Genomic DNA, 12,372 nt, shown 5'->3' on the forward strand with positions numbered 1-12,372 from the left:
ATTGTTTTGATGACCAAACTTACAATATGTTTTTTGGAGAAAGTTCCGTGCAAGAATACGTTCTCTGGTATCAAGAGCTTGGTATGCAAGATGTGCCGAGAGTTGGAGGCAAAAACGCCTCTCTCGGTGAAATGATTTCAAACCTAGCCAACGCCGGTGTCCAAGTACCGGGTGGTTTTGCAACGACATCATACGCATTTAACGAGTTTCTTGAGCAATCTGGATTGAATGCTCGCATCTACGACGTGTTAGACAAACTAGACGTTGAAGATGTCAATGAATTGGCCAAAGTTGGTGCCGAAATCCGTCAGTGGATCATCGACACGCCATTCCAAGCTTCATTGGACCAGGCTATCCGCGAGGCCTACGGCCAACTACACGCTGACCCAGCACATGACGTATCCTTTGCAGTACGTTCCTCTGCCACCGCCGAAGACATGCCAGACGCATCATTCGCCGGACAACAAGAAACCTTCTTAAACGTGCGCGGCATCGATGCCGTAATGGTTGCTATCAAACACGTTTTTGCCTCTCTATTTAATGACCGCGCCATCTCTTACCGCGTACACCAGGGTTACGACCATAAAGGTGTAGCACTATCTGCCGGTATACAGCGCATGGTTCGTTCTGACATGGCTTCTTCAGGCGTAATGTTCAGCATCGACACCGAGTCAGGTTTCGAAGACGTAGTATTTGTAACATCAAGCTTCGGTCTTGGTGAAATGGTTGTACAAGGCGCGGTAAACCCGGATGAATTCTATGTTCACAAAGGTACTCTAGCCAAAGGTAAACCAGCCGTTGTTCGTCGTAACATCGGTTCTAAAGCGATTCAAATGGTTTACTCACAAGACCAGGAACACGGCAAGCAGGTTGAAATTGTTGACGTAGCCCCTGAGCAAGCCAACAGCTTCTCTATCACAGATGAAGAAGTAATGGACCTTGCTAAGCAAGCAGTTATCATCGAAAAGCATTACGGTCGTCCAATGGACATCGAGTGGGCAAAAGACGGTAACGACGGCAAGCTTTACATAGTACAGGCTCGCCCAGAAACCGTACGTTCAAACGAAGATGCGAACGTAATGGAGCGTTTCCAGCTTAAGCAAACGTCAAGCGTTGTAGCCGAAGGCCGTGCCATCGGTCACAAAATCGGTTCTGGCGTGGTGCGTGTACTTAACTCTATCGACGAGATGGACAAGGTACAACACGGCGATATCCTGGTAACCGACATGACCGACCCTGATTGGGAACCTATCATGAAGCGCGCCGCTGCCATCGTTACCAACCGTGGCGGTCGTACTTGTCACGCGGCCATCATCGCCCGTGAGCTAGGTATTCCTGCGGTAGTAGGTTGCGGTAACGCCACCGACCTTATCAAAGCGGACCAGGAAGTGACTGTTTCCTGTGCCGAAGGTGACACAGGTTTCATCTATGAAGGTCAGCTTGAGTATGAAGTACTAACTTCACGCGTTGATGAAATGCCTGCTCTACCACTTAAGATCATGATGAACGTGGGTAACCCAGATCGTGCATTCGATTTCGCGCGTTTACCTCACGCCGGTGTTGGTCTGGCTCGTCTTGAGTTCATCATCAACCGTATGATCGGTGTTCACCCTAAAGCGCTTCTTAACTTTGATGCTCAATCTCCTGAACTTCAGGCAGAAATTAAAGAGATCATCGCCGGTTACGAGTCGCCGCGTGAATTCTACATCGCCAAACTGGTTGAAGGTATCGCCACGCTAGGTTGTGCGTTCGCTCCAGAGCGTGTGATCGTCCGTATGTCTGACTTCAAATCGAATGAATATGCCAACCTGGTTGGCGGTCAGCAATACGAGCCGGAAGAAGAAAACCCAATGATTGGTTTCCGTGGTGCTTCTCGTTATATCAGTGAAGACTTCCGCGAGTGTTTCGCCCTTGAGTGTGAAGCCATCAAGCGTGTTCGCAACGACATGGACTTGACCAATGTTGAGATCATGATCCCGTTCGTACGTACCCTTGAAGAAGGTAAAAAGGTTATTGAGCTTCTTGAAGAGCAAGGCCTTAAGCGTGGCGAAAACGGTTTGAAAGTGATCATGATGTGTGAGCTGCCTTCAAACGCGCTACTTGCCGATGAATTCCTTGAGTACTTCGATGGTTTCTCAATCGGTTCAAACGATTTAACCCAGCTTACGCTTGGTCTTGACCGTGACTCGGGTCTTATCGCTCACCTGTTCGACGAGCGTAACCCAGCGATCAAGAAGCTATTGTCTATGGCTATTAAAACAGCCAAGGCAAAAGGCAAGTACGTAGGTATCTGTGGTCAAGGTCCTTCGGATCACGAAGACTTTGCTGCCTGGTTAGTACAAGAAGGTATCGATTCTGTGTCATTGAACCCAGATACGGTATTGGAAACCTGGCTATACCTGGCTGAAAAGCTTAAATCGAACTAAGTTCGGTAACTGAGTAAGACAAAGAAAAAGGGCGAAATCTTCGCCCTTTTATTTTTTCGCCAATTTGCTGTCGAGCAATCGACACCCTCGCGTTAGGGTAGTTTGGCAAACCCGCACATATTTACGGGCAAGGGGATAGTGCACGGCCAGTAGGGTCAGCCCGATTAAAAAGAAGATCACCGAGGGCCCGGGGACGACGGCAAATATCAATCCCAGTAAAAAACACAGTGCCGCTGCAGCATTCATTAACCACTTTTTCATACATCACCTAAATAATACCAATTCACTTAAATAGCTAATCATTCTAGCGGGCTAAATATCGTGCTAACTACGTTGGAATTTATCTATGTACGCCTACACGGATGTAGGCGGTAGAGCGGCGCAGGAGCCAAAGCCGAGAATTACTACATACGAAAAATTCCGTCTTGTTACCACATCATTTATCCAGCGCTATCTCTGATCACATACTTAACAGAATTGGTATGGTTACTCATTAACTGACCATAGCGCATTGCCGGCTACAAAGTGATTTCAAATTGTAACAATCTGTATATTCTTCAATTTCTAAGCGGGCTCAGCATGCTATAATAGCGCCGTTCGTTCCTGAGGTTTAAGGCCATGATAGCAAAGTTAAGTGTTGAGCAAGTCAGTTCTGAGCTGGTATTACATTACCTAAAAACAATCAAAGCTGAAGGCTTTAGTGGCGATGTCGATGCCAGCTATGGCACGCGACTGTTAGCGGCCACCGACAACAGTGTGTATCAAACTATTCCTCAGGGCGTGGTATTTCCAAAAACCGATAAAGACGTGCAACTGGCACTGAACATAGCTTCACGCGACCCTTTTCTGTCTTTAACCTTTGGCCCACGCGGTGGCGGTACCGGCACCAATGGCCAATCGTTGACACCGGGTATTGTTATCGATCTTTCCCGCTATATGCGCGAAATTCTGGAAATTAACGAGCAAGAAGGTTGGGTGCGGGTTCAAGCCGGGGTGATCAAAGACCAGCTGAACGACTTTTTGCGCCCCTATGGCTACTTTTTTGCACCTGACTTATCCACCAGTAACCGCGCCACAGTTGGCGGAATGATCAATACCGATGCCTCAGGTCAGGGCAGTCTGGTTTATGGTAAAACATCCGATCACACCCTTGGCACTCAAGGCCTTTCTAGCCGATGGCAGCGAACTCAATACCCAAGGGGTGAGTGTCGAAAAAGCCAAATTAATTGCCGAGCAAGACACCGCTGTTGGCAAGGTTTACAAAACTGTATTGGATGTGGCCAGCAGTAAGCGCGATTTAATTTTAGAAAAATTCCCACGACTGAATCGCTTTTTAACCGGTTATGACTTAGAGCATGTCTTTAATGAGACCATGACCGAGTTTGATATTGGCCGAGTACTGACCGGCTCCGAAGGCTCCTTGGCCATAGTGACAGAAGCCAAGCTCAATATTACGCCCATCGCTAAATTTAAAACCTTGATCAATATTAAGTACGACAGTTTCGACTCTGCCCTGCGTAATTCACCATTTTTAGTGGCAGCCGAGGCGACTTCGGTAGAAACCGTTGATAGCAAGGTATTGAACCTGGCCCGCGAAGACATAGTGTGGCACTCAGTATCGGACTTAATTACGGATGTACCCGGGCAAGAAATGCAAGGCTTAAACATGGTTGAGTTTAATGCCGAGCAAGAAGGGGATATGAAGGACAAGATTGACGCCCTGTGTGCCAAGCTTGATAACCTCATTGCCAATAAAGAAGCAGGGGTGATTGGCTATCAGCTCACCAATAATGTGGCCGATATTCAAAAAATCTATGCCATGCGCAAAAAGTCCGTTGGCTTGCTTGGTAATACCAAGGGTGCTAAAAAGCCGATAGCTTTTGCCGAAGACACGGCAGTTCCGCCGGAAAATCTCGCCGACTTTATCAGTGAATTCCGTGAGTTACTTGATGGTCACCAACTTGACTATGGCATGTTCGGCCATGTCGACGCCGGTGTATTACATGTTCGCCCGGCACTGGATATGTGCGATCCGGAGCAGGAAAAAACCCTGCGCCAGATTTCCGATCAGGTGGTGGCATTGACCGCCAAGTATGGTGGCCTGATGTGGGGTGAACACGGTAAGGGTTATCGTAGCGAGTACGGCCCGGCGTTTTTCGGCGACGAGCTGTTTCAGGAATTGCGCCGCATTAAATCGGCCTTCGATCCAAACAATAAGCTCAACCCAGGCAAGATCTGTACACCACTTGAAAGTAACGACAGCTTGGTCAGCGTTGATGATAAAAAGCGCGGCTGGTTCGACCGTCAAATTGATGTCCAGGTACGGGATAGTTTTGCCAACAGCATGAACTGTAATGGTAACGGCCTGTGCTTTAACTATGATGTGAGCTCGCCCATGTGTCCTTCATACAAGGCCACCGGCGATCGCCGTTACTCGCCAAAAGGGCGCGCCGGATTAATGCGCGAATGGCTGCGACTGCAGGCGGAGCAGGGCGTTGACCTGCTTGAAGAAGAAAAGGTGATCAGCAAAAAAGATGGCCCAACCTGGTGGGAGCGCTTCCTTAATACTCAGAATAAGCGCAAGGGTCAGTATGACTTTTCGCACGAAGTGAAAGAGTCCATGGATGAGTGTTTGGCCTGTAAAGCCTGCACCACGGCCTGCCCGATTAAGGTGGATGTGCCGACATTCCGTGCCCGCTTTTTGAATTTTTACTACAGCCAATACAACCGCCCGTTAAAAGATTATCTGGTTGCCGGCATAGAACAGACGGCACCATTGCTGGCTAAGTTCTCGGCCATTACCAATCCAGTGGTTAAATCATCCCCTGTACAATGGGCCATTAAAAAGACTTTGGGTTATGTGGATACGCCGACCCCAAGTCATCCAAACCTGGCTACGCGCACCGCGACTTTAGAGAAATTCGACCTTAATAAACTTGAGGGGCTAAGCGAAGAGCAGCGCCGAGATTATGTGCTTATCGTGCAAGATCCCTTCACCAGTTTTTATGAAGCCGAACTGGTTGAAAGCTTTGCCAAGGTGGTTCAGGCGCTTGGCAAAAAGCCGATCATCTTACCCTTTAAACCCAATGGCAAGCCACAACATGTCAAAGGCTTCTTAGATAAATTTGCCCGCACCGCTAAAACCAGTGCTGCATTTTTAGAGAAGGTCAGTGAGTTGGACATTCCCATGGTGGGCCTCGATGCCTCATTGGTTTTGTGTTATCGCGATGAATACAATACGGTTTTGGGCGAGCAAAGAGGGGACTTCAATGTCTTGCTGGCCCATGAATGGCTTGGCGAGCAGACCTTTAAACAACAGGTTTTTGAGCCGCAAGCAAGCTATGTATTGCTGAGCCACTGCAGTGAAACCACCGCCTTACCGCACAGCGCCAAGGTGTGGCAAAGTATTTTCTCGGCCTTGGGATTACAACTGGATCCACAAGCAACCGGCTGTTGTGGTATGGCCGGCACCTATGGCCACGAACTGCAAAACCAGGAAAACAGCAGGGCCTTGTATGATCTTAGTTGGAAGGCAAAGGTAGAAAGCACAGCGCCTGCTCAGTTGTTGGCCACGGGTTTTTCATGCCGCAGCCAGGTGAAACGTTTTGCCCAATATAAACCGCAGCATCCCATCGAAGTACTGGCCAAGGTGTTGCACTAGCTTCGTTTCGCTACGCCATTTTTTCTGAAAGAATTAGCGATGGGGCGAGTGGTAATACCGTGAATAAAGACGCTGGTCAATATGGTCAGCGTCGCCAACTCACTGAGTAAACCGTCGGCGGAGTCCAACACCATCAAGGTAAAGACGATGGATGCCAAGCCCCGCGGACCAAACCAGGCCAAGGTGAATTTCTCTTTAAAATTTAACCCGTTAAATACAATTAAACTAAATAGAACGGGGATAACCCGCACCAGGGTTGCGGCTATCAGGGCAAAGGCCAACTTGCTCCAGCTTAGATCCATGCTCTGCAACTGCGAATAACTGTAGGCGCCGAACAAACACCAAATCAAATACGAAAAAAACTCGGCAATGTGCTCGCTTTCCTCGATCAGCTGCATATCCTTACTCGGCCGATACAAATAATCAAACAGCAAACCGGCAACAAAGGCGGCCACAAATCCGCTGCCGCCCAAGGCTTCAGCCACACTGTAATTGACAATCGCCAATGACAAAATTAAAAATGGACTGGAGGCCTTTTCAAAAAAATGGCGTCTGGCGCTGTATCGTATTAAGTAAGTTGCTGACCAGGTGATAAACGTTGCAACCACAAGCGCTATCCCAACTTCACGAAACATAAACTCCAGCATCTTCATTGGCGGTTGCCAACTGCCCAGTTGCCAGGACAAGAACAGAAATAGAAAAATCGGCACGCACAGGCCATCGTTCAATCCGCTTTCAACATTAATGGCTTCACGGAGTTTTAACGGCACCGCTTTGGCTTCTAAGATCCCTTTACTTAAGGCGGCATCGGTTGGCGTTAAAATAATTGCCAATAACGCCAAGGCCAATACACTCATCTCTGGAAAAAGCAGGTATCCGGTTAGCACGGTGGCGCAGAAGGTAAGTGGCAGGGCAACAAACAAAAGCAGCACGGGATATTTATAGGCGCGTTTTAAAATGGCCAGTCGGGTTTTCGCCGCATCTGAAAATAACACTACAGCCAAGGTCAACTCCACCAAAGGTAAGAGTTGTTCTAAGGGTTGGCCGATTTTAAATTCCGCCAAAAAGATTGCCGCGACCACCATGCCGGTCAGCACAAAGTACATGGGACCGGTGAGTTCGGCCCGCGCCAACTGACGAAATGAAATGGAGTAGATAAAAAATGCCAGCGCCAACAAGATTGCGATGTAATATTCCATGGCTTATCCTCACAGTTCGCTTAAAGCTTACGTTTAACGCCTGACTTAGCTCGTTCTTTTATATTAGTCTGAATATAAATTTGATCTGTGGTTGCTAACTTAGCATGACCCAAATCTTCAGATAAATGTTTTAATGGCCGGGTTTGCGCATCATGGGTAGCACCGGTATGGCGCAGCCAGTGCGCGGTTGCCGCCATGAGTTTTTCAGCCTCTTCGGTAAAACCATCGTGATGAAGTGCGGCGGTGGCCAAATCAAAACTTTGCTGTACCAAACGACGAATTTGTCTAACCGTCATACCGCCTTTGCCGCGCAATTTATGAATGAGCGGGTAGGGCTCATCGACGCGGGGCAGGGCACTGAGGCCTCGATATAAACGGTAGCGTTTTAAGTAGGCAGTAAAACTTTCACTTAGCGTCACGTCCCGTAACTTATTGCCCTTGCCCATGACCCGCAAAAACCAAAAGCCATCGGCGTCTTGCCAAAAGTGCGACATAACCGGTGACCAGTTGGGGCGCTCCGATAATTCGGAAATGCGTAAGTACAAACCCTTTAAACAGGCCAGGGTAAAAAGATTGCGCTCAAGTTGCGGGTCTTGTTCGCAACGTTCTTCGGTCACCCGCAATACATATTCCCATTGCAGATCGCTTAGCGTATCTGGTTGATTTATCTGGGATTGAACAACCAGGTAAGGGCAGTTCTTTTTAACCACGGGAACAAAATTTGTGAAGGAGCGTTCCTCTAAAATCGCAAATTTATAAAACACATTCAACGCCGTGAAGGTTGAATTGAGAGTTTGCTGGCTCGGCTTGGTTTCTTTGGCCATAAAAGGGCGCCATTTGGGATTTGCGATACGCTGACCCAGTTTTTGTTTAAAGCGCCACTGCACCGAGTCCGAGCACCAGTCATCACTGGGTTCAACAACAAAATCTATGTAGTGCTCAATATCTTCTCGCTTTAGCGCCAGCACAGAGGCCCCCTTGATCAGCCAGGACCAAAGGGCAAAACGTTCTATTTCATTGCGAAAACGGGTAAAGGTGGCATCGGATTTACGGCCATAAACATACAAATATTGGTAAATAAATGATAAATCTTTCGAAATTTCAGCAAGGTTTAAGCTTTGTTGGTCTATAAATAAAGCTAGTTCGGGATATTCGCTGTTCAAGGTGCCATCTTCAAGATGGGCGATTTGATAGCGCAATTGCTTGAACGTATCAACTAAAGGGGTAAGCATAAGATAAATAACTAAAAAATTTATGGTCTTAGCTTATCACAAAGTCCGATACTGTCTAGTATTGGACATTAAAGAAGGGGTACTCCATGAAAATTAGAGCTTCATTTGTTCACATCATGCTATTAGCGGTTGCCGTGCTTACCTTAAACGGCTGTGCCACCTCCAGCAATGCCAGTCCGCAAGCAAAAAGAGAGATGGTACAAAGTATGCGCAGCGAAACATTGAAAACCTTGTATGTGCGCAAACCCGATGTGCAAAACCAAATTGCCACCAGTGCCGGTTATGCGGTATTCGATAATGCCAACGTCAATGTTCTGTTTGCCAGTTTCGGCGGCGGCTATGGTGTGGTAAAAAATAACCGCACCGGAAAATGGACCTATATGAACATGGGCGAGGCGGGTTTAGGCTTAGGCCTGGGTGTTAAAGATTTTAATGTGGTGATGGTGTTTCACACCGAAGCGGCATTAAACCGATTTATTGATCATGGTTGGGCGTTTGGCGGTAATGCCGATGCCGCGGCCAAACATAAAGACAATGGTGGTGCGGTTACCGCCGAAGCCATTGTTGATGATGTGACAGTTTATTCTCTCACCGAAACAGGTTTAGCCTTGCAAGCAGTGTTAAAAGGGACTAAATTCTGGGTAGATAATGAGCTAAACTAACATTTTTAAAGTCTTATGGTTGGAAAGTGGTCTATTTTAGATTAAATAGGCCGCTTTTTTTTGTGTTATCCTTTTCCATTCAGCGCCTTAGCGCTTCCCGTTCAGATACTTTACCCGCATTCTATAGAATCACATAGCATTTAACATAATCTAATTTATGGGATATTTAATTAAGGAGGTACTGTTCAGGATATTTTTGGCTTCTAAAGAAGAATCCTGCTTGGCTGATTGTTCTTCGCTACTCATTGCGAGTATCATCTGATCTTCCCTCAAACAACTAGACATCTTTTATTTTGAAAATGAAGTAAGATAGAAGGTGTTATGAGAAATAGCGGAAATTTGAAGGATCAACTGTGAAATTTCTATATTATCGTTTAACAAGTTTGCTGACTGTAAAGTTCATTAAGGATGGTTTCAAGTCAGAGCTAAAATGTTATGGCCCTATTACCGAGCTAAACAAGAATCAGCTGTTAGAACTTTTTAACTCGAACGCTTTTAGAAAAGGCTTACCGCGTAACTATAAAATTGAATTTCATTTGTTGAAAGATTCAGGTCGATTAAGAATTGTATTTACCCGCTCACCCAATGAGTCAATCGAACAACGTATTCGGAATGCCTTCCGTTATTGCGATTATGAAAAGCCTTTAGACAAATCTAACCTCTTAAAAAAGTGATGTAACTTTAGTTACGCCAAACCGTTAGCTAACATTCCTAAGCAACCACTTATGCTCTTTAGACTGTTACTTACTGAAAAACCAAATTTTTTGCGCGCTTCGTATTCACTATTTGTACTCATCTGTTAATCTGCTTTAAACGCCCTGCCGCCGTTAAAAACGAAAATGAAATAAAGCATTGGAAATCATTGACATGTGGATCTCTCTTCAACGAGGATTACCCGCATATTGGTGATCATTAAAGACCACCATGAACTAACAGACAGTCTAAATCCTGGGTCGGAGCCCATAGGAGTTCCGCTATTTAACTAGGTTTTGTGGTAGTGGATAAAAGCCCTTAAAGGACATAAAATGAAAACATTTTTTACAAGTCATTTAGCTATACCCTTTTTTCTAATTATTATTTCTTTGATTTGGCTTGGTTATTCTATATTTACAAAAAACATATTTATCAAGGAGTTAACATTTTCTTTTGTTGCTCTTTCTGCCGCATTTTTCATGTTCACTTTAAACTCTTTTTTCAACCTTAAAGAGGAAAGATTCACCTCAAAGATAAACTCACACATATTAATTGGAGAAGACTATTTTAGATTATATAAAAAAGAAGAAAGTTTCGATAATAGCAACTTCTTCGCATTAGAAAATAGCAATGAAATATTTAAGAAAGTTAATCTTGACAAAAAAATAAATAAGTCCCTCACAATTGAAGAGTTAGAGTTGAGACAACAAAAAATAAAATATTATTTGATCATAGTTATCATGTCTGACTGGCTGCAAAGGAACTCGGATTGGGAAAAGAAAAAAACAGATTTCCACTTCACTAATGTAATTAATTTTCGTAACAACGCTGATAACTCGAATGATACGTTTATTCCCAATAGTGAGATAGATAAGCTATTAGATTTTAAAAGCCCCAATTTGACGCTAAGTAAAAACACAATAAAGAAAGGGCTTATACTTCCACCTAAAACAAAAATATCAATAGACGAAGAATCAATAAAAGTAACCAACCCTTTTGTTGAAATAAAAATAGAATTTGAAGTAGACTACAATAAATATTTAGGCAGGATATCCCATGCAGGAAAAAAATTTAAATTAATAGATGATTTGAGGATCCCTTTAAATCAACGCCAGAGTGAGCCATCAAACATGCAAGCCGTAACATATTTTTCCTATAGCTTTTCGCCATTTTACAAAGGCCACCCAAAAATTGAGGATTACAGAAAGTGGGTGAATGAAGTTCACCAAATGCTATGTGCCTCTTTATCTTACCAGAGCCTAGACAAATTTGATAAGTGCAGTTAACACAACGTTTTTATCATTTTGAGAGCATAATTTTATCGCAACGCTCTATATAGATAGTAAATGACGATGTTCAACCATTTCCATCGGGAAAGCTATAGAGGGCTTAAGTAATCAGAAGAGTAAAGTACGTCGTCGGCATTTCAAGCAACTTTAAAATAATGCTAATTGCTTGATTGCCTTAGCACATAACGCCCATCTATCTTAAGCTCGATTAAATGTATCCCTTTAAATGTGCGAAGAACGCGGGCTTCTGTATTTTCGGAAAAACGAACTTTCCTAAGGAAATCACAATCTGCGCGCGATTTTGGAAGGACCAAGGTATAGTCACCATTTGCGTTGCGGATTTTCACGTAGAACGCCTTCTCCGATCTGTCATATTTTCTTTCGCCTTTATCGTGAAGGGTGCCGGCAATTACATCATATTCTTCAATATCATTACTTCGAGCATAGTCGCTGCTGAGGTACATACCATAAAGCACAGCCGCAGCTAATATGAAAAGTAAAATATCACTAAATATCTTCATTGATATAATTTGCCCAACGTATTTATCCGTTTTTTATATGAAACTTTCAGTACGGTAAGAGCCATATAAACGCGCTATTAAATAAAAATCTCACTAAATCATAAAGTAATGGAAAAACACTTACCTCACAAGCACCCGGCCTACTCTACAGGTTCAACAGACTTCCTGTGATGGTCTATTCTTTTATTCGTACACGCGCAGTACGTACAGATACTTCCCCCATCATAAGGATCAATTCAATGAAGATAATTTCTTACACCATGGTATCAGCAGTACTTTTAGCGTCGTCGTTTGCTGTCGCTGCGGAGGCAAAAAATCCGCAACAGGCATGCTGGGGACAGGCAACCAAGGTCTTTGCACAAACCGGGGCTATGGGCGAGCACAGCAGTGAGCAACCCACACCGAGAATGGGCTTACGTAATTTAGCGCGGTTATTATATGAAGCCGGAATTATCGATGATGACACCATGGAGGCACTAGGCCAATTCGTCGCCGATGAACTGGGTCTTTCCATCGACGCTTGTATGGACTAGCTAGGTTACATTGTTCTGCAGCTCAAGCGATAGAAGAGTCCTTAACCGCTCACATACGGCCGAATCATAAGTAAATAGCCACCAGCCTTCTGAGTTCTGGTGGCTAAATTGCAAGGCAGGCCTTCCCTACTCCAGCCCTTTCCCCGCTACTAATAA

Annotated in this window: 8 protein-coding genes and 1 pseudogene; 5 read left to right on the forward strand and 4 right to left on the reverse strand. The window is 45.0% G+C overall.

Annotated elements, in window-relative coordinates; all coding sequences use genetic code 11:
* The first annotated feature begins 47 nt into the window (after positions 1-47).
* Positions 48-2,426, forward strand: a complete 2,379-nt coding sequence (gene ppsA, locus C2M34_RS09885) for a phosphoenolpyruvate synthase (protein ID WP_105201680.1) — start codon at positions 48-50, stop codon at positions 2,424-2,426.
* 48 nt (positions 2,427-2,474) lie between these two features.
* On the opposite strand, the gene C2M34_RS09890 is transcribed toward ppsA, so the two are convergent.
* Positions 2,475-2,687 (reverse strand): PGPGW domain-containing protein, encoded by a 213-nt coding sequence (locus C2M34_RS09890; RefSeq protein ID WP_105201339.1) that lies wholly within the window; start codon positions 2,685-2,687, stop codon positions 2,475-2,477.
* A gap of 357 nt (positions 2,688-3,044) precedes the next feature.
* Here C2M34_RS09890 and ydiJ point away from each other — a divergent pair.
* Positions 3,045-6,087: pseudogene (gene ydiJ / locus C2M34_RS09895) on the forward strand (D-2-hydroxyglutarate dehydrogenase YdiJ).
* On the opposite strand, the gene C2M34_RS09900 reads toward ydiJ, so the two are convergent.
* Positions 6,084-7,286 carry a cation:proton antiporter gene (locus C2M34_RS09900; protein ID WP_105258669.1) on the reverse strand — a complete coding sequence of 401 codons (1,203 nt, stop codon included), beginning with the start codon at positions 7,284-7,286 and terminating at the stop codon, positions 6,084-6,086. The pseudogene ydiJ and the gene C2M34_RS09900 overlap by 4 nt on opposite strands.
* 20 nt (positions 7,287-7,306) lie before the next feature.
* Positions 7,307-8,518: a tyrosine-type recombinase/integrase gene (locus C2M34_RS09905; protein ID WP_105258670.1), complete on the reverse strand. Its 1,212-nt coding sequence runs from the start codon at positions 8,516-8,518 to the stop codon at positions 7,307-7,309.
* Between the two features lie 86 nt (positions 8,519-8,604).
* Here C2M34_RS09905 and C2M34_RS09910 point away from each other — a divergent pair, with 86 nt between their 5' ends.
* Both C2M34_RS09910 and C2M34_RS09920 read left to right on the forward strand, forming a co-directional pair.
* A complete protein-coding gene (locus tag C2M34_RS09910; RefSeq protein ID WP_105201342.1) occupies positions 8,605-9,180 on the forward strand; it encodes a YSC84-related protein in 576 nt (191 codons plus the stop codon).
* 1,025 nt (positions 9,181-10,205) lie between these two features.
* A complete protein-coding gene (locus C2M34_RS09920) occupies positions 10,206-11,159 on the forward strand; it encodes a hypothetical protein (RefSeq protein ID WP_105258672.1) in 954 nt (317 codons plus the stop codon).
* Positions 11,160-11,320: 161 nt separating this feature from the next.
* On the opposite strand, the gene C2M34_RS09925 is transcribed toward C2M34_RS09920, so the two are convergent.
* A complete protein-coding gene (locus C2M34_RS09925; protein ID WP_105258673.1) occupies positions 11,321-11,683 on the reverse strand; it encodes a hypothetical protein in 363 nt (120 codons plus the stop codon).
* A 239-nt stretch (positions 11,684-11,922) separates the two neighbouring features.
* Between C2M34_RS09925 and C2M34_RS09930 the strand changes: the two genes are divergently transcribed.
* On the forward strand, positions 11,923-12,216 hold the full coding sequence (locus tag C2M34_RS09930; RefSeq protein ID WP_105188907.1) for a hypothetical protein: 294 nt from the start codon (positions 11,923-11,925) through the stop codon (positions 12,214-12,216).
* The last annotated feature ends 156 nt before the right edge of the window (positions 12,217-12,372 follow it).

This window comes from Pseudoalteromonas sp. T1lg88, from assembly GCF_002964765.1.
In the GTDB taxonomy this organism is placed as follows: domain Bacteria; phylum Pseudomonadota; class Gammaproteobacteria; order Enterobacterales; family Alteromonadaceae; genus Pseudoalteromonas.

Bases quoted from the DNA above. Each gene is read 5' to 3' on its own strand.
- C2M34_RS09890 (WP_105201339.1), bottom strand. From the start codon at position 2,687: ATGAAAAAGTGGTTAATGAATGCTGCAGCGGCACTGTGTTTTTTACTG.
- C2M34_RS09900 (WP_105258669.1), bottom strand. From the start codon at position 7,286: ATGGAATATTACATCGCAATCTTGTTGGCGCTGGCATTTTTTATCTAC.
- C2M34_RS09905 (WP_105258670.1), bottom strand. From the start codon at position 8,518: ATGCTTACCCCTTTAGTTGATACGTTCAAGCAATTGCGCTATCAAATC.
- C2M34_RS09910 (WP_105201342.1), top strand. From the start codon at position 8,605: ATGAAAATTAGAGCTTCATTTGTTCACATCATGCTATTAGCGGTTGCC.
- C2M34_RS09920 (WP_105258672.1), top strand. From the start codon at position 10,206: ATGAAAACATTTTTTACAAGTCATTTAGCTATACCCTTTTTTCTAATT.
- C2M34_RS09925 (WP_105258673.1), bottom strand. From the start codon at position 11,683: ATGAAGATATTTAGTGATATTTTACTTTTCATATTAGCTGCGGCTGTG.
- C2M34_RS09930 (WP_105188907.1), top strand. From the start codon at position 11,923: ATGAAGATAATTTCTTACACCATGGTATCAGCAGTACTTTTAGCGTCG.